General features: G+C 53.3%; 15 protein-coding genes. 9 read left to right on the forward strand and 6 right to left on the reverse strand.

Features of this window, described 5'->3' with window-relative positions; translation table 11 throughout:
- The first annotated feature begins 3 nt into the window (after positions 1 to 3).
- Positions 4 to 1,599, forward strand: coding sequence for a T9SS type B sorting domain-containing protein (locus ACMGDE_RS04355; protein WP_436831536.1), 1,596 nt, complete (start codon positions 4 to 6; stop codon positions 1,597 to 1,599).
- Between the two features lie 23 nt (positions 1,600 to 1,622).
- Entirely contained in the window at positions 1,623 to 2,630 is a 1,008-nt protein-coding gene (locus ACMGDE_RS04360) for a PorP/SprF family type IX secretion system membrane protein (RefSeq protein ID WP_436831537.1), read from the forward strand.
- Here the strand turns inward: ACMGDE_RS04360 and ACMGDE_RS04365 are convergent.
- Entirely contained in the window at positions 2,621 to 4,975 is a 2,355-nt protein-coding gene (locus tag ACMGDE_RS04365) for a hypothetical protein (protein WP_436831538.1), read from the reverse strand. The two genes, ACMGDE_RS04360 and ACMGDE_RS04365, sit on opposite strands and share 10 nt — an antisense overlap.
- A gap of 84 nt (positions 4,976 to 5,059) precedes the next feature.
- Between ACMGDE_RS04365 and ACMGDE_RS04370 the strand changes: the two genes are divergently transcribed.
- Positions 5,060 to 5,518, forward strand: a complete 459-nt coding sequence (locus tag ACMGDE_RS04370; RefSeq protein WP_436831539.1) for a VOC family protein — start codon at positions 5,060 to 5,062, stop codon at positions 5,516 to 5,518.
- Between the two features lie 7 nt (positions 5,519 to 5,525).
- On the opposite strand, the gene ACMGDE_RS04375 is transcribed toward ACMGDE_RS04370, so the two are convergent.
- On the reverse strand, positions 5,526 to 7,334 hold the full coding sequence (locus tag ACMGDE_RS04375) for a DUF4153 domain-containing protein (protein WP_436831540.1): 1,809 nt from the start codon (positions 7,332 to 7,334) through the stop codon (positions 5,526 to 5,528).
- Between the two features lie 137 nt (positions 7,335 to 7,471).
- On the opposite strand from ACMGDE_RS04375, the gene ACMGDE_RS04380 reads away from it, so the two are divergent.
- From ACMGDE_RS04380 to ACMGDE_RS04390, 3 genes are read left to right on the forward strand one after another with little or no spacing between them, the layout of a single operon-like run.
- A complete protein-coding gene (locus ACMGDE_RS04380; RefSeq protein ID WP_436831541.1) occupies positions 7,472 to 8,029 on the forward strand; it encodes an RNA polymerase sigma factor in 558 nt (185 codons plus the stop codon).
- Positions 8,026 to 8,838 carry a hypothetical protein gene (locus ACMGDE_RS04385; protein WP_436831542.1) on the forward strand — a complete coding sequence of 271 codons (813 nt, stop codon included), beginning with the start codon at positions 8,026 to 8,028 and terminating at the stop codon, positions 8,836 to 8,838. The genes ACMGDE_RS04380 and ACMGDE_RS04385 overlap by 4 nt, the downstream gene beginning before the upstream one ends.
- A 48-nt stretch (positions 8,839 to 8,886) precedes the next feature.
- The gene (locus ACMGDE_RS04390) at positions 8,887 to 9,813 is read left to right on the forward strand and encodes a DUF4097 family beta strand repeat-containing protein (RefSeq protein ID WP_436831543.1); all 927 of its coding nucleotides are present in this window, start codon (positions 8,887 to 8,889) and stop codon (positions 9,811 to 9,813) included.
- A gap of 50 nt (positions 9,814 to 9,863) precedes the next feature.
- Here ACMGDE_RS04390 and ACMGDE_RS04395 read toward each other — a convergent pair whose 3' ends face one another.
- Positions 9,864 to 10,457, reverse strand: a complete 594-nt coding sequence (locus tag ACMGDE_RS04395; protein WP_436831544.1) for a hypothetical protein — start codon at positions 10,455 to 10,457, stop codon at positions 9,864 to 9,866.
- A gap of 315 nt (positions 10,458 to 10,772) precedes the next feature.
- On the opposite strand from ACMGDE_RS04395, the gene ACMGDE_RS04400 reads away from it, so the two are divergent.
- Complete coding sequence (locus ACMGDE_RS04400) at positions 10,773 to 11,621, forward strand: DMT family transporter (protein ID WP_436831545.1); 849 nt, start codon at positions 10,773 to 10,775, stop codon at positions 11,619 to 11,621.
- On the opposite strand, the gene ACMGDE_RS04405 is transcribed toward ACMGDE_RS04400, so the two are convergent.
- Positions 11,572 to 12,441 carry an NYN domain-containing protein gene (locus ACMGDE_RS04405; RefSeq protein WP_436831546.1) on the reverse strand — a complete coding sequence of 290 codons (870 nt, stop codon included), beginning with the start codon at positions 12,439 to 12,441 and terminating at the stop codon, positions 11,572 to 11,574. The two genes, ACMGDE_RS04400 and ACMGDE_RS04405, sit on opposite strands and share 50 nt — an antisense overlap.
- Before the next feature lie 141 nt (positions 12,442 to 12,582).
- Here ACMGDE_RS04405 and ACMGDE_RS04410 point away from each other — a divergent pair, with 141 nt between their 5' ends.
- Positions 12,583 to 12,897, forward strand: a complete 315-nt coding sequence (locus tag ACMGDE_RS04410) for an MmcQ/YjbR family DNA-binding protein (RefSeq protein WP_436831547.1) — start codon at positions 12,583 to 12,585, stop codon at positions 12,895 to 12,897.
- Positions 12,898 to 13,090: 193 nt separating this feature from the next.
- Here the strand turns inward: ACMGDE_RS04410 and ACMGDE_RS04415 are convergent, their stop codons facing one another.
- A complete protein-coding gene (locus ACMGDE_RS04415) occupies positions 13,091 to 13,981 on the reverse strand; it encodes a hydroxypyruvate isomerase family protein (protein WP_436831548.1) in 891 nt (296 codons plus the stop codon).
- A gap of 89 nt (positions 13,982 to 14,070) precedes the next feature.
- Here ACMGDE_RS04415 and ACMGDE_RS04420 point away from each other — a divergent pair, with 89 nt between their 5' ends.
- Positions 14,071 to 15,306, forward strand: a complete 1,236-nt coding sequence (locus tag ACMGDE_RS04420; protein WP_436831549.1) for a DUF5005 domain-containing protein — start codon at positions 14,071 to 14,073, stop codon at positions 15,304 to 15,306.
- A 182-nt stretch (positions 15,307 to 15,488) separates the two neighbouring features.
- Here ACMGDE_RS04420 and ACMGDE_RS04425 read toward each other — a convergent pair whose 3' ends face one another.
- Positions 15,489 to 16,607 carry a cytochrome-c peroxidase gene (locus ACMGDE_RS04425; protein ID WP_436831550.1) on the reverse strand — a complete coding sequence of 373 codons (1,119 nt, stop codon included), beginning with the start codon at positions 16,605 to 16,607 and terminating at the stop codon, positions 15,489 to 15,491.
- Positions 16,608 to 16,609 lie beyond the last annotated feature (2 nt).

The following is a 16,609-nucleotide window of genomic DNA, read 5'->3' on the forward strand; positions in this document are numbered from 1 at the left end:
AGAATGACGCGCCTGACAGCAATATTACCCATAAAGCACGCCATAGCCTATACGCTATGCACTTTGGGTGTGTTGCTGGCCGTTCCGAGTCTTAGCCTCGCCCAATCCGGAGTCGGCAGCACTACAGCCGACAATTCCACGGTGGTGATCGACCCCGAAACCGTGGAACTGCGCTATGCTGAAACCTGCTACTTCGGCCCGAATGCGCATTGGATCATCAACGGTACGCTGGAAATCTGGAGCAGCAATATCTGGATTGCCCCTACGGCTTTCTTTAGCGGTACGGGCAGGATCATCATTCACGATCCGAGCGAAAACCCGTTCTACGAAGATACGCCCGCTGGCCCCACGCGGATAGACGGCAACAATGGTCACACGTTCGACGTGACGATCGAACTGCGTAATCCCAATAACCTCATCTTGGCTGATGTTGGGGATCCCGGGTATGATATCGAGGCTCCCGAAGGGCCGCAGGCGGCAGCGTTGCACCTCAATAAACGCTTTGTTTTTGGGGTGGATGGCGGCGATCTCGTACTCAACGGCCATGACTTGTACATCGGTGAGGAGGGTTCGCTGGAGGATTACAACCGCTACCGGATGATCGTGACGGATAATAACATTGTAGGGCATGTGGTCAAGATGTATGCCTCGTCGCGCCCATTTACCTATCCGGTGGGCATTGCCGAAGGGGATTATACGCCGGCCACCTTATCGCCGGCGCATAGTACGACCCTGCATGTGGGGGTGAAGGATTACGCGGTGATCGCTACTCCGCTACCAACTCCCGCGGCGCCGCATGAACCGGGCATGGACCGGATGTGGCATATTTATTCGGACGAGCCGGTGCATACGACATATACTTTGCAACACAATAGCATCACCAATGGCAGTGCCTATGTGGATGAGCAGGCGCAGATCGTCCAACACGCGGGTAGCGGCAACTGGGTGGCTGGCAATACGCAGCGGATTGCCGAAGGCATCCATGAGCGGGATTGGGTGGCGGCTGCCGCGCCTACGGCGAATGATAGTTGGCTTACTAAGCTGGTGTCTAACCTTGTCGGGCCGGAGGCTAATGATGACTATAAAGCAGGCCCATCTAGTCGCCGAATGACGGTCATGGTGCTTGAAAATGACCGGCCGGGCAGCAGCCCAATCGTCGTAAACAGTGTGCGTGTGTCCGTACCCCCGCGCAGGGGGGAGGTGTCTGTCAATGGGGATGGCAGCATCGACTATACACCGGAATGGGCGTATGTGGGCGATGACTCTTTTGTATATGATATCCTGGACGAAAATGGACTAAAGGACATTGCGACGGTACGGATTGTGGTTAGTCAGGCTGAACTCATCATTCCGAACGCGCTGACGCCGAATGGCGATGGCAAAAATGAGGTATTCTTCATTCAGGGGTTGGACAGCTATGACAATGCTGATCTGACCATTTTCAACCGCTGGGGCAATGAGGTATACCGCAACCGCAACTACCGGCAGCATTGGGATGGGGCGGGCGTGAGCGATGGCACGTATTATTACCGGTTGGTATTGCTGAAAGGTGGTGTGGAGACCATCCATAAGGGATGGGTATTGGTAAAACGATTATGAGATGGGGATATAGAACGATTCGGATGAACATGACATGGAAACGCTTGTTGTTGCTGGTTCCGCTGGGCATGGCTTGCCTGGCGCGGGGCCAGCAAAACATCCAATTTACGCAATATGTATTTAATTCGATGAGTATCAACCCGGCATACGCTGGGTATAAGGAGGAGTTGTTTGCGCAGCTGGGACTGCGAAGCCAATGGGTGGACCTGGATGGCGCGCCCCAGACGGGGGTGCTATCGTTGGATGGCCTCCTGGATCTTCATGGGGCGCGGCGCCATGGCGCGGGAGTGCAGGTTATCGCCGATGAAACGGGACCACAGATCGCGACCTCGGCGTACCTCAACTATGCCTACCGCATCCAGCTGGATCGCGAGGATACGCAGCGCCTGAGTTTTGGCATTGCCGCCGGTGTGACGCAATATAGCTTGGATGGTGCAAAAATCAGGGTGTTGGACGAGGGTGATGCCGTATTGCCCCCGGGTAAAGTCAGCAGCTTCGTGCCCGATGTCCGTTTCGGTGTTTATTATCACAATACGCGGTGGTACGCGGGGATTTCGGTGATGGACCTCTTATCGTCGGGTGGCGATAATAATGTTTTTCGATGGGACCGCACGACGACGGATCGCATTCGGCGCCGGCGCCACTTTTATATCATCGGGGGGATGCTGTTTGACCTTGATGAAAGCATCAAACTGCGCCCTAGTTTGTTGTATAAGGATGATCTCATGGGACCGCCAAGCCTTGATCTAAACGTGATGGCTCTCTTTGGTGAGCGTCTTTGGCTGGGTGGGGGCGTCCGCACTGGTGTCTCGGCGTTCCGCAGGGATTACCAGCGGCTGACGGGCGACCGCTTGAGCGGACTGAACGCGGTGTCTGCGGTGATACAGGTGTTTGCGACGGAAAGGCTCCGCATCGGCTATTCTTATGATTACATGCTGAGCCGCCTCAATGGCCTTCAAAATGGATCACATGAGGTGACCCTTGGCCTTACCTTAGGGCGACCGCTCGACCGGGTCAAGTGTTATTTCTGAGTGTGGGCGCCGATCTGCTGGAGGGCCACATACATCGTGTCGACAGCAGTGGATGGCAGCATCCGGGTGAGCGGTATCGGCCGGTTCAACGGGAAGGGATAGGCCGTATCGGGCGCGCTCACCTGCCGCAGGATATTCCTGTAGCTAAACTGTTCGTGCCCGCCAAAGGGACTTTGGACCGCCGCGGTGAGGGTGTTGAGTACGGATGCGGGACGGAAGCGCACGTTGTCTTTTGTCCCATCCATATTGGTGTTGACGACATTGATGCAGATAAGTCGCACCGGATAGGCGATATCCCACTTGGTTTCGAGATGTTTCTTCAAGGCTTGGTAGATCTCCAAGGTGGTGGTAGTGCCCGAGTTTTCGTAAATGCCTCCGTCGATCAACCGGCCAGCGCCATCGAGGTAATTGTATGCATTGATGACTGGGAAAGCCTGGCTTTGGTTGACGCAGGCGACCAGCGGGATGTTGTACTGCGGGTGGTATGCCTTGAATAGGCTGTAAAGGTCGGTACCTAAGCTGAAATCTGACATATCCACGGGTGAGAATACCCCCCGCTCGCCACGCTCAACGATGGCACTATTGATAAAAAAGAGCGGTAGGGCGGTGCTGAAGGACATGGAGTCGCTCATTTGCGTCGGTTCCGTGCCGACAGCCCGGTACGGTGCCAGGTAGTCGCTTTCAAAAAACCTGCTGATGGCTTCGGCGCTTTGCGAGGGGGTGGCCTTGGCGTAGCCGCTTACCTCTTCGCGCTGGAAGTAATAGTTCCGATCCTTGGGGAATGCCTCCCCTCTTCCAAACAACCCACCGATTTCATATGCGATACCCTCGAAGCTATCGCCGATCAATACACCCCAAAACGAACTGCTCAGGTAGTTTCGGGCATAGATCGTCTTCAACCGCGGCACCACCGAGGCTGCCTGCGGCGGCACATCGAGGTAACGGTCGGCGAGGTACATGGCTGCACCGGAGGTGGAGCCAGACACCGTAGAGATGGAAAACACCTGGTCGGCAAAGCGATGTCCGGGGGCACTTTCCACGCTATCCAAATAGTTCATGGCCATAAAAAACCAAATGGCTGCCCGCGAACCGCCCCCTTGCCCGGAGATCAGGTATACGTCTAGCGTGTCGCCCGGACGTTGCACCCGGCGCTTCGCCCATTGGTCGAAATAATCCGTCAGCCTGGGCCTCGCCGCGGCCGCATACGCCTGATCAGGCGCTGCCTGATGCTTACGGATGCGGTGCGAATTGGCCGAATTGAAAAAGAATAAGAAAATCAGCGCGATGGCCAGCAGCCGCACCATGGGGCTATACCAGGCCCACACGGGCTTAGCCGGTGGTCCTCCCTCGCCGACGGCATACGCTGCGGGGTCACGGTTATAAATCCAGGTGATGTTCAGCTGGGCGGTGATAAACACATCCGCGAGGAAGAGATAAAGCGAAATCGCGATAATCAAAATGAAAATCGGCGAAAAGAAGCCGATCTCAACGGGCCATCCGCTGCTATTGCTGCATTGCAGGACCACCGCGATCACCAACATGAAGGCGAGTGCGAAGAGGTGTACATATTTGCTTGCGAAATAGGAGGTATCGGTGCCGCGCGCGTCTACATGCTCGGCAAACTTCATATAGGCATAGCCCAGCAGGATCGCCACGGCGTTCGCGCCGATCACCAAGCCGATCAAGCCGCCACGATTGTTGCGCAGCAACCACCCCACCACGCCGACGAACACGAGGAATAACACCACGATCGCCCCCATGGTAGCTACATACCGCATCGCCCTTGTCTTATCGCTATACCCGCGTTCCGTGGCACCCTCCCACAGACGTTGGAAGATCATTGGCACCCGCTTGCCGCGATACCGCCAATCGATCAGCACGACGCCTCCGACCAAGGCGACGAGGATGCCGACAGCGATGAGCGGTCTACTCGGGAAGAAGGAATACACCGTTACATACAGCAAGATCACCCAGGGAAGGCTGGCAAAATAGCGAATCGGGAATTGACCATTACCTTCCCCCACATTGCCATTATACAGGCTGACCAGCTCGCTGTATAATAGCTGGGATTTCACACGCCGCCTGACGACCATTTTCCATAGGTCTATTGCCGATACGGGGATCACCCAATTGCTGATGGTCAACATGGAAAACGATGCCATCAGCAAGGGAATGTTCAGGTAATTGCGCCCACCGGGTTCAGCCAAACTGACGATAATATCCCTGCCCACCTGTACCTTCCATAAAATCATGGGTACCAACAGGGACAATAAAATATAGAACGCATTGCGCTTGATGGTGTTGTAGAGTTTCAGCAGCGTGCTATAAAGCCAATTCGTGTTCATGTGACAGTGAAGGTCCGTGATAAATTCATCAAAACCAATACCTAAAAAGGGGTATTTTCCCGTTTGTTTATGTAAGTTTGTGATATGAATCGTACGACTATTGTCGGCGTGCTTATCACATTATGCATCGCCGGATCTATACGCCCCATCCGGGCGCAAGAAAAAACCCCCACACTCAATCACATGGCCGTATCCGTGTACGACCTTGAAAAGAGCACCGTCTTCTATCGCGATGTGCTGCAACTGGATACCATTCCAGAGCCCTTCCACGATGGCAAGCACACCTGGCTGCAGATCGGGCCCAATAGCCAGCTGCACCTCATCGAAGGAGCCAAAGAAATCACCGAGCACGATATTGCCACGCACCTTTGTTTCAGCGTGCCTTCCATCACCGATTTCATTGCCCGGCTCGATCAATTCAACCTACCCTATATCAACTGGCAGGGGCAAAAGCAACAGGTAACGGTCCGCGTAGACGGCGTCAAGCAGCTCTACCTGCAAGACCCCGACGGCCACTGGATCGAGATCAACGACGATTATTGAGCCGCCGTCACTTTTCTTTAAACAGCAGTTGGCCGGTGAAGCTGAATCCTTGAGCCGATGCATCATCGAAGGTAGCGAAATTGCCGTTCAATTCCGCTACAATAAACACTACGTCAAGGTGTTTGTTTGCCCCCCTGAGACGCATCCGCTCCAGTGGATATGAATAGTTGTCCCCATCAGCTTTCGTCAACTCCCCTTCTTTATAGGCCTTGTAAATTTCCTGCGCCAAGGGCTTTACGTCAAACACGATCGCGCTATCCCCTTCCATGGATATACGCACCAACTTAGTCTCCTGGTCCAATTGGATGTCACACAGCAGATCGCCGACAGGGATTTCGGTGGACTCCGCCTGATAAGAACTGACGTTATAGGCGTAATCATAGCCGCCTATCGGTATGATGTGTTGATTTTCGCGGGTTACGTAGAGGTATTGCCGTGGCCTTCCTTCCGGTGACACATTCAGCAATTTGAACACCGTGTCCTTTTTTAGGCTGATGACCTCATAGCGCGAATCGTCGGGATGCTTTTCTGTTATCTCCCTGTCAAGCGCCCCAAGATCCGCTTCCGTAAAGTGCTGTAGCGATGGCAATCCATGGGCATCCACCAAATAAGTGACGATATTTCCCTGTCGTTGGGAGGTTTCTCCCTTTCCAGCGTTGAATAAATTGGCGAGATGTGCCTGTTGGGATCTCCGGGAGACGCTGGCAGCGCTTTGCGGACCGAAGGTACTCAGGAGCGCCAGCACAAAGAGGCTTACGGGGATGAGCTTAATATTGTCCTTCCGGAAGGCGAGAAAATACACGCTGATGCCGGCAAGCCACATCCCTAAGACGACCAAAATGTAGCGCTCTTCCGTAAATCCGTAATCGGCAACCCGCTTGTAAATGGCCAGCCCCAGCAAAATGACCAGCGGGATCAGGGTAAGATAGAAAAAACGGGAAAACAACTGTACCCACCGGTTGCCCTCCTCGTCCTTAATGGGCCACACCAACAGCAGCGATAGGATGCCGAATACCGCGTAGCCTGATATCAGCGTGGCCACGAGGCCCTTGGGCAGCTGCCATTCGGCGAGGATCTTGATTTCATAGACCAGCAAGATGCCCAAGTAAACGGTCATCAGCGGCACGAGCACATATTGCGTGAATATCTTGAGCTCTTTGGGATAAGGCGCCTCCAGCGGGACGGTGTCGGCTATGCGGGGCACTCCGGCGAGGAAAAACAGCGTGTTGAAGCCGATGGCGATCAGGGCGAAAAGCTGTCCGTAGATCTGCGAGGAAAAATCCAGGTTGAACAATTCTTCCACACCTAAGATGGCCACCGCTAAGCCGGCAAACAGCGTGGCAGAATAAAGCGCTGCCGTGAAGAAACGCAGGAAAAGAGTCTTATTGAAATGCCAAAACCCGATGCTTCCCTCCCTTCCCTCCCGATTGATAAACGGTGCAAACGCAACCAGTTGGTGGAAGGCAAAAGCAAACAGGCTAAGCCGAACGACATCCGTGCGGTGGCTGGCCGGGTCGAGCACCATGTACAGCAACGTGCATACGCCCGCCACCCCTAATCGCAACGCCCATTTGCGTGCAGCCGTGTATCTCCTGGACTCCGCGAATAAATCTGCCGAGAGACTCAAGGTCAGCAGCAGGTTGCAAACGGCCAGCAGTAGCCACAGGTCGGCTTCCCCGGTTTGACTGATCGTGGGCTCATCCAGCAGAAAGCAGCACAATGCCGTGGCGAACACCACCGTGATAAACAGGGTCGGAAATCGCTTGAATACGGCTAACGCATTCGTCGAGAGGCTGGCAAGAGACGGCAATTTCATAGGTGCATGAGCGATTTATCTGGTTACAAAAGTGAAAGATAGACAAAAGCCGTTAATCTTTTTAATTTGACCGTTGTTTTGCATGCAACATTTTCCCTGGATCGACGACTAAACAATGGATCACAGTAGATAGACACTTGCAGCCTACAGAGAAGAAAGATGAAATCGAATTGATTGCCTTGTGCCGCTCGGGGCATGATGTTGGGTTCACAGGATTGTACAACAAGTACGCCAGGCCTGTTTACAACTCCATCTGTCGCATCATTTCGCATACGGCCGAGGCGGAAGATATCTTGCAGGAGTCATTTTATCACGCTTTTGCCGATATCCACCGGCTACAACAAGCAACGAGCTTCGGCGCTTGGGTAAACCGCATTGCACTCAACCGTTCCATCACGCACCTGCGAAAAAGGAAGATCCTGTTCTCAGATGCCGGAGAAATGGACATTGCCGAGGAGGACGGTTACGACCACGAACAGGACGAACTGTTTGATTGCAAGGTAGAAGATGTGCGGAATGCCATTGAGCAGCTGCCTCCTGGATATAAGACCATCTTGAGCCTGTATGTGTTTGAGGGCCTACCCCAGGAGGAAATCGGCAGGATGCTGGGCATATCCCACACCACGGTACGGTCGCAATACCACCGCGCCAAGAAGAAAGTAATTCAATCATTGAAAGATAAGACCTTGTCATGAGTGACCCGATAAAGAAATTTGTGCAGCAACACCGGGAGGCGTTTGACCACCTGGAGCCTGCTCCGGCTGTACTGGAGCGCCTGCGAGCGCAGCTCAAGCCCACACCCGTCGTCAAAGGGAGCTTTTTTCAACGGCACCGCAGGGCCAGCTGGCTCGTTGCCGCTTCCCTCCTGCTGGGGTCGGTTTGCACGTATCTGTGGCTCGATTGGCGCAACACGCCGCTCGGCGATAACCCCTTTGTGGCCCAGCAGTCTGCATCACCTGCCGCTGCTACATCCGCCGATGTACCCTTAGCGGACACTCCCGCTACAAACACCGCGCATGAGCAGCCGCTCGAAAAGCTGCCAGCGATCTCGGGTAAACGGCCCAAGCAGGAAAAACGCGGCTCCGTCACGGCGGCAAAGCCACGCGAGATACGCCCTACACTGGCTACCCGACTGGCCGACAGTATATCCGCAAGCATACGCCTGGCCGCAATCTTAGAAATCGAGGAGTCCGGCCGCATGGATGAGCGGCTCGCTGCGATGCTCGCGCAGACCATGAATGAAGATGGGAATACCAACGTCCGCTTGGCGGCGCTGGATGTGCTTAGCCAGCATACGCAGCAACCCCATGTAGTCGAGGTGTTTGCAGAGTCATTGGCGACACAAGACGATCCATTGGTACAGCTAGGCCTGATTAAGGTGGCCGGCAGCATAGACCACCAGACCATCGAGGAATCCCTCTTTGCACTGACCCGTGACCCATATACATTCACTGCGGTCAAAGAAGAAGCCTATGCGGTATTACTGAAACAAAACAAGCTCTAAACAGCCATTTAACCCAAATAGAACAATAACCCTTAAAAGCAGAATCACATGAAAAAGCAGATCATCACCTTAGCAATTCTTCTTTCCCTATGCAGTGTCGCATGGGCGCAGAAGGAATACAAAGTGGCCCGTAGTACGGGAAAGCTCATCCTCAATCTCCCGGGAGCTGTCATCGAAGGCTATGACGGTAATGAAATCATCTTCTCCAGCCGAAGCGCTCAAGAAGAGGAGGATCCGCGCGCCAAAGGCCTCCAGGCGCTCAGCAGCTCCGGCCTGAAAGACAACACCGGCTTAGGCATCAGCGTAATGGAAAGCGAAGAGGGTGTACAGGTAAATCCTGTAGGCAACACTGGCCGTTATGATGTACTCACCATCCGCGTACCCCAGCAGCTATCGGTTGCCTTCACCAACGACAATACCATGTTTGCCGACACCGTGAAGATCAAAAACATGAAGGGAGAGATCGAAGTATCCAGCACATCCAACATGATTTCATTGGTGGGCAATAGCGGCCCGATGAACATCAAGACCGTCCGCGGAAGTGTTGATGCTGCTTTCGAAAGCGACATCAAGGGGCCGGTATCCATCGTTTCGGTCTATGGCCATGTGGATGTGTCTCTGCCCACGGCGACCAAAGCCAACGTCTCCTTGGGTACGTTCTATGGCAAACTCTATGCAGCAGATGCATTCAACTTAGTGATCAAGCCCACAACGAAAGCAGACACCATCGAAGAAATCCCTAAGGCCGCGAACACGATTGCGATATCGCGGGCAGGCAACGTTAACTCATCGGTAAACCGTGTGGTCGAGCGCCCCATCCCTCCCGCTCTCCTGGGCGCATTGGAATCGGTCACGGTTACCGGGTTTACATACCACGGAGGGGAGCCTGAAAACCTGGAGGGCACGATGAATGGCGGCGGTATCAACCTGATACTCAAATCCACCCATAAAAATGTCTATCTACGCACCAACTAAAAAAAGGCGCCTAATGGCGCCTTTTTTTAGTTGGCTGAAGTTACGCCGCCTTAGCGCACAGCGATGACCCGTTGTTCATCACCCGCTGCTAAATGTTCGGCCCGATCGATCGATTGGGTGATATACGCTTCCACCTCTTGCACAAGCGGCAGTAGTTCGGCATTTACGAGTTCGGCATTCTTCCGCTTTGCCTTCATAAACTTCTTTGCTTCTTTTTTCATTGCCGTTTTCAACTGCGCCTGCAATGATGCGATCCGCTCGGCTTCATAAGCGTCTCGCTCGACATGCGCCAGCGCATACCTCGCCTCGATGTCGGCAATAGCCCTTTTGCTTTCGTCCACACGGATGCCTTTGTCAATATCCTGTTGGTATACGCCGGCGAAGAAAGCCCTGTCGCGGTCCAACTCAGCATGACTACCCCTGCTATTGCGGATTCGCTCCGCCGCACTGGCATACTGGTTCCACAATACTGCTACGTTACGCTGGTGAAATGCCATTTGCGATTTGAAGGCGTCGACACGCTCACCTGTTTCAGATCGTTCGATCATTCCGATGCGATCTAGGCGTGGCGTGGCAACTTGGTTTGCCCAGGCGTTTCCGGCTGTGGCTACTGCGATAAGTGTACTTAATACGAACGTTTTCATGATGTTTTAATTTTTTTAATGTTTATTCTCTCGTTTTTTTTTCTGTTGTTTTCGGCGGCTCCCCGTCATGCAGGCGTCCCAGCACTCGGCTAGCTGCCACTAGTTATGCCAATGCATTACATTTCCATACCAAAATCACAACAAACTGTAATTCAACAAGATAAAAACATCATGAAACTCAGCACTGTTCGATAGCGAACATTTGGGTGTTCGCAACCGAACAAAAATGAACTAAAAAATTCCTACAGTGGCCGCGATTGCCGATATTCGCTCAAAATATTATCCTTGTATCCGGCATATCAAAAATGGCTGTTGTTGGGGTTCCTTACCTTGACATGGGGCAGTTCCTTTATTCTTATCAAGCAGGGTCTTAGCGTATACACGCCGATGCAGGTCGGCGCGTTGCGCTTATGTGTGGCAGGGCTGGTGCTGGTCGTATTCGGCGTTCAAAACTTCAAGCACATCCCACGGAAACTTATGCCCTGGGTAATCGCCGGCGGTGGGATGGGCAATTTCATCCCCATGTTTTTATTTCCGTTGGCGCAGCAACAGGTGAGCAGTGCCATGGCGGGTATTTTGGACTCGCTGGTGCCCATCTTCATCCTGCTTTTTGGTTACCTGTTTTTTGGCATCAAGAGTCGGCTGGCCCAGGTCATCGGCGCGGTCATCGGATTCACCGGCGCCGCCATTCTCATGGGCGACGATGGCAACGGTGGCCGTACCGATGTGTTCCACGCCTTTCTCATCGTGCTGGCCACTGCCTTTTATGGCATGAACGGACTCATTATCAGCAGGTATTTATCCGGTATTCCGTCCTTCAAGCTGTCTTCTGTGGTTTTCACGATCTGGTTTGGACCCGCATTGATCATCCTCGGCTTTTCGGGTTTTTTCGCTGCCTTTGAAGGCACACCTGCGCAATGGCAGGGCTTGGGCTATGTAACCATCCTCGGATTGGTGGGTACCGCGCTGGCCATGATACTCTTTTATCGCTTGCTGCAGCTCACTTCCGCCATCTTTGCCTCCATGGTCACCTACCTGATGCCCATCGTGGCCGTGATGTGGGGGCTGTTCGACGGGGAACGGCTCACGTGGATTCACGCGGCTGGCGGGGTACTCATTCTCTTGGGGGTTTACCTGATCCAGCGGAAACCTTCGGAGTCCTGACTTTTCTTCTACCCGCTTTGGGTTTCTCTTTGATTTTGATGTATACGTGCTTGTTTTTCGTTTTCTCAGTGCTCTTTTCTTCTACCTCAAAATACTGGTCCAATGATTTAAATAAAGGCGTCAGCTTGGAGAAGCCATACACACGCGGGTCAAAATCAGGCTTTCGTTTGTTCAGCAGTCCGCCGATTGCCGCCAAGGGGGCCCATCCGCCCTCATCGGCCACATCATTTACCGATGCTTTGAGCAGGTCTATGAAATCGCGACCGATCGGCTCGTATTCCTGCGGACCTTGGGTCGGCGCCTTGGATACCTTGCTCACCCCGCCCGTCGTTTCGGGAACGGGCGTTTCCGTGACCAGGGGCTTGGCAATCGCCTCCTTGCCCAGGATCTCGATGTAGATAAATTTATCGCATGCGGCAATAAAGGGTTTGGGGGTTTTCTTCTCGCCCACGCCGATGACCAGTTTACCCGATTCCCTTAGCCGTATGGCCAACCGGGTAAAATCGCTGTCGCTGGATACGATCGTAAACCCGTCTACCTGTTGACTATGGAGGATGTCCATGGCATCGATGATGAGCGCCGAATCAGACGAATTTTTGCCCATCGTATAGCTATATTGCTGTACCGGCGTAATGGCATGCGTCAACAACGGCTCCTTCCAGCCGGCCACATGGGATCGGGTCCAGTCCGCATAGATCCGCTTGATGGAAGGCACCCCATATCGCTTGACCTCATCCAGGATACTTGCTATTTTCGAGCTGGATACATTGTCCGCGTCAATTAATACGGCTATTTTTAAATCGATTACCTCAAGGGCCATGATACATCAGTTTACCGAACGGGGTATGTTCACCGCCATACGCAAATGTGAACAAAATCCGTCAAACTTACAATTCGGCTGCTCTTGAAGCCATTTTTTGAGATCAACTATTAACTTTGTGTTGACTGTGGAAGCTTGATCATGATCAACGGAGATACATTTGCGCAATTGGCCCTGTCTTTCCCCGGCACGGAGCAAAAACCCCATTTCGACCGGATCGGCTTCGCTGTGGTCAAGAAACGGATGTTTGCCACCTATCTGGCTAAAGGGAATACGGCGAATATCTTTTTGACACCCGACGAGCAAGCGGTTTTTTGCGCGATGGGCAGTGCAGGTATCTACCCCGTTCCCAATAAATGGGGTGAAAAAGGGGCTACGACATTTGACCTTAATCACGTCGAAAAAGAACTGGTAATGGAAGCGTTGTTATCGGCATACAACATGTGCTTGGAATAAGCGCCTGTTTTACGGCCGAAAAATCGGAAAACGACCTAGATCACCGCTCGTCGGAAAAAGTTAAAAAATAGTTTGCTTAGTGTATAAAATACACTACCTTTGTGGTCTCATAATTTAGGTTTATAATTGGTTAGTAAAGGTCTCCATTCTCCCCGTTTGGAGATCTTTCTTTTTTGCCTCCAACGAGACCCGGTTACTCCACATCGCAGATCTGTACCGCCTGCTGTAGCGAAGCCAGTACATCCGGCCGCTTGGGAATAAATTCCTGGGCCACGTGGCCCTTGAATCCGGTCTCTGCAATAGCCCGCATAATCGCCGGATAGTTCAGTTCCTGGCTTTCATCGATTTCATTCCTGCCGGGTACACCGCCGGTATGGTAGTGCGAAAAATACGGATGATATTTCTTGATCGTGGCAATGACATCCCCCTCCATGATCTGCATGTGGTAGATATCATAGAGCAGCTTAAACCGTTCAGACCCGATTGCCTCACACAGGGCCACGCCCCATTCCGTATGGTCACATTGGTAATCGGCATGGTTCACTTTGCTATTGAGCAGCTCCATCACCATGGTCACACCGTGCTTCTCGGCGGTCTTCATCAAACGCTTTAGGCCGGTGGCACAGTGTGTTATGCCCAGCTCATCATCCAATCCATTACGGTTGCCCGAGAAGCAGATCAGCTGGTCATAACCGGCTGCCGCTACCTTGGGAATCAGGTTTTCATAACTGGCAATGAGTTCATCATGGAGGGTCGGATCATTGAAGCCTTCGGTGATGCCCTTGCCCGCACCCTGGGTCATCGCGGCATGCAGCCCGTAACGCTGCAACACAGGCCACTCTTCGGGGCCGACCAGGTCAATGGCCGATATGCCCATGCCTTTTGCGGCTTCGCACAATGCCTCCAACGGAATGGAAGGGTAGCACCATCGGCACACCGAATGATTAATCTTGCCTTTTAGGTCGGCAGATAACGCCGCCTCGGCCGCAGAGACCCGCTGGAACAGGCTATTCGCAAAAATCGTACTGGCCGCAGCTACCTTGATGGCGCTCCGCCGTGATAAGATACGTGGGGTTGGTTTCATATACTCAGGATCATGGCGTAATGCCCGTTTATTGCCCAAACTTATGTAAATTGCACTGATCTTGCAATACCATTTTAACAGCAAAAGCCATGATGATCACTTTTCCTTTGCTTGCAACCCGCCTTTTATACCTCATCGGGCTGATGGCCATCCTGCCCTGCGGCGGCCTACAGCGGCTTTATGCGCAGCAGATCAACGAACCAAAAGACCAGGATGACGGCTTCCAATTGGCATTTCACGTAGCGGCCGCTCCGGAATGGACAGCGCTGTTTGACCGCGACTCCGGCTGGATCGGCGGCGACGGACTGTTTTCCATTCCCTTGAGTGGCGTAGATACCGTAGGCGCGGGTGCCCATACGCCCACGCTGTTGGTTTTTAGCGACAGTTTCTGGGGTAGCAAAGCACAGGGCAAATTAACCCCCGGAGGCAAGATGACCAATAACGTCGTTGCCCTGATCCCCAAGGGCACAGTCGAAAAGGCAGGTATCCAATTTTACAGCAGCCAGGCGACGGACGGGCAGCAAGCTGCCGTCTTCGTTCCCAATACCCCCGCTGCCAAACCCGGCAACTACTATTGGCTTGGGGATGGCTTTGTCAACCGGGATAAGGCCAATACTCTGTATATTTTTGCCTATCGGATGGAAAATACCGGCGCCAAGGTGTTTGGGTTCCGGGAATGCGGCAATGCCTTGATAGCCATCGAATCGAGCGATACGCCCCCGTTTACCCGGCACCGGCAGCTGGAGACGCCCCTATTCGTGGCCGCGTCGGGAGGCCGTGAGGCTTATTCCTTCGGCGCAGGGGTGCTGACCAATACGGCGTGGGCAGGGGCGCCCAATCCGGATGGCTACGTATATGTCTACGGCGTGCGGGGCGCAGATAAGGAACTCTTGGTAGCCCGTGTGCGACCGGCGGAAATCGAAGACTTCAAGCAGTGGCGGTATTGGAATGGCAGCACGTGGGACAGCAACATCCTGCATGCGGCCAAGGTGACCTCCAACGTGTCAAATGAACTCAGCATAACACCGCTGCCCGATGGCCGCTACGCACTGGTCTTTCAACAAAACGGCATCGAACCGGTTATTGGTCTCCGGGTGGGAAAAAGTCCCGTAGGTCCATTCGGACCGATAATACCGGTATACCACTGCCCCGAACCGGCGCGCAAAAAGAGCCTTTATGCCTACAACGCGAAAGCACATCCACACCTCTCCAAACCTGGTGAACTGCTCATCAGCTACCACGTCAACTCGTTCGACTTTCTGAAAGACTTCAACGAAGAGCCCGGCACGTTCTCGCCTCGCTTTATCAAGCTGGTACTGGAGTAGTGCAAAAAAAATTTAAAAAATAATTTGCATAGTGTAGTAAATACACTATCTTTGTAGCATCATAATTTAGGTTTATAATTGGTTAGTAAAGGTTTCCATTCTCCCCGTTTGGAAACCTTTCATTTTTAAGCCACCTTAAACCGGAAACTTCCGCTCAGCAACAAAGGAATATACAGAAACGGCTACCGCGGCAACTCGGGCCGACGCATGTGGTACTGGGTAGCGGTGACCGCACCCAGGAACGCGACAATGGCCTCTTTTTCTTCGGCATTGAGCTTAAGCGGCCGCAGCAGGGGGTCGGTAACCGGGAATAACGGGTCGGCGGCCTTTTCCTCTGCACTCGGATCGATCATGTGCATGCCGCTGTTGTACATGTTGACGATGCCGCCGATGTTAGAAAAAAGACCGTTGTGCATCCAAGGAGCACCGTGCAGGACATCCCGCAGCGAAGGGGTGCGGAATTTGCCGACGTCATCGGGATTATTCGTCACGGTATACCGCCCGAGATCTTCGTATTTGCGTTTGTAATAGGTCAGGCCGATGTTGTGAAACCCGTCATCCGTTAAATACTGCCCATGATGGCAGTTCATGCACCGCGCTTTCGTGCGGAAAAGATGCAGCCCGTGAATTTCCTGATCATTGAGTTGATCATATTCACCATCCAGAAATCGGTCAAAGCGGCTCCGGCGGCTGGTAATGGTGCGTTGGAACGCCGCCAGCGCCTCGGTGATCCGATCGAACGTAACGGACGTATCGCCAAACGCCTGCGAAAAAAGCTGCCGGTAAGCCGGAATGGCTCCCAGCTCAGCACCCAGCTCCTCGGGCTTGGCGGCCATCTCGTGATGGGTCTCGATCGGACTGAGGGCCTGGGATTCCAGGGTCACCGCACGTCCATCCCAAAACAGGGTTTTCCGTGCTTTCACATTCAGCAGGGACAGGGTATTGCGCGATCCTTCCTGATGGTCGTGGCCCAATGCCACGGACCGCTTATCTGCCCATGACTGCTGCGGGTCGTGGCAGCTGCTGCACGAAATCTGGTTGGAGCCCGACAACAGTGGATCAAAAAATAAGAGCTTGCCCAGCTTTACATTAGGCTGCTCCATTACCGCGAAATAGCTGGTATCGGTGCCGGGTAGTGGCGCAAATTCTTGCCATGCCACCCCCGAGTCAATGGTCGGCTGCGGCCACTCGCCTATAGCACGGCTGTATTGGGCGCGCAAATCCGGCTCTTCCCCACTCAGGAAAGCCGTGGCGGATATGAAGAGGATGATGGACAGCAATATCAGGTAGGCCCTATGCATAG

Origin of the sequence: Parapedobacter brassicae, assembly GCF_051400755.1 — a bacterium.
In the GTDB taxonomy this organism is placed as follows: Bacteria; Bacteroidota; Bacteroidia; order Sphingobacteriales; family Sphingobacteriaceae; genus Parapedobacter.

Bases quoted from the DNA above. Each gene is read 5' to 3' on its own strand.
- ACMGDE_RS04370 (WP_436831539.1), top strand. From the start codon at position 5,060: ATGAATCGTACGACTATTGTCGGCGTGCTTATCACATTATGCATCGCC.
- ACMGDE_RS04390 (WP_436831543.1), top strand. From the start codon at position 8,887: ATGAAAAAGCAGATCATCACCTTAGCAATTCTTCTTTCCCTATGCAGT.
- ACMGDE_RS04355 (WP_436831536.1), top strand. From the start codon at position 4: ATGACGCGCCTGACAGCAATATTACCCATAAAGCACGCCATAGCCTAT.
- ACMGDE_RS04360 (WP_436831537.1), top strand. From the start codon at position 1,623: ATGAACATGACATGGAAACGCTTGTTGTTGCTGGTTCCGCTGGGCATG.
- ACMGDE_RS04410 (WP_436831547.1), top strand. From the start codon at position 12,583: ATGATCAACGGAGATACATTTGCGCAATTGGCCCTGTCTTTCCCCGGC.
- ACMGDE_RS04420 (WP_436831549.1), top strand. From the start codon at position 14,071: ATGATGATCACTTTTCCTTTGCTTGCAACCCGCCTTTTATACCTCATC.
- ACMGDE_RS04385 (WP_436831542.1), top strand. From the start codon at position 8,026: ATGAGTGACCCGATAAAGAAATTTGTGCAGCAACACCGGGAGGCGTTT.
- ACMGDE_RS04365 (WP_436831538.1), bottom strand. From the start codon at position 4,975: ATGAACACGAATTGGCTTTATAGCACGCTGCTGAAACTCTACAACACC.
- ACMGDE_RS04405 (WP_436831546.1), bottom strand. From the start codon at position 12,441: ATGGCCCTTGAGGTAATCGATTTAAAAATAGCCGTATTAATTGACGCG.
- ACMGDE_RS04375 (WP_436831540.1), bottom strand. From the start codon at position 7,334: ATGAAATTGCCGTCTCTTGCCAGCCTCTCGACGAATGCGTTAGCCGTA.
- ACMGDE_RS04425 (WP_436831550.1), bottom strand. From the start codon at position 16,607: ATGCATAGGGCCTACCTGATATTGCTGTCCATCATCCTCTTCATATCC.
- ACMGDE_RS04415 (WP_436831548.1), bottom strand. From the start codon at position 13,981: ATGAAACCAACCCCACGTATCTTATCACGGCGGAGCGCCATCAAGGTA.
- ACMGDE_RS04395 (WP_436831544.1), bottom strand. From the start codon at position 10,457: ATGAAAACGTTCGTATTAAGTACACTTATCGCAGTAGCCACAGCCGGA.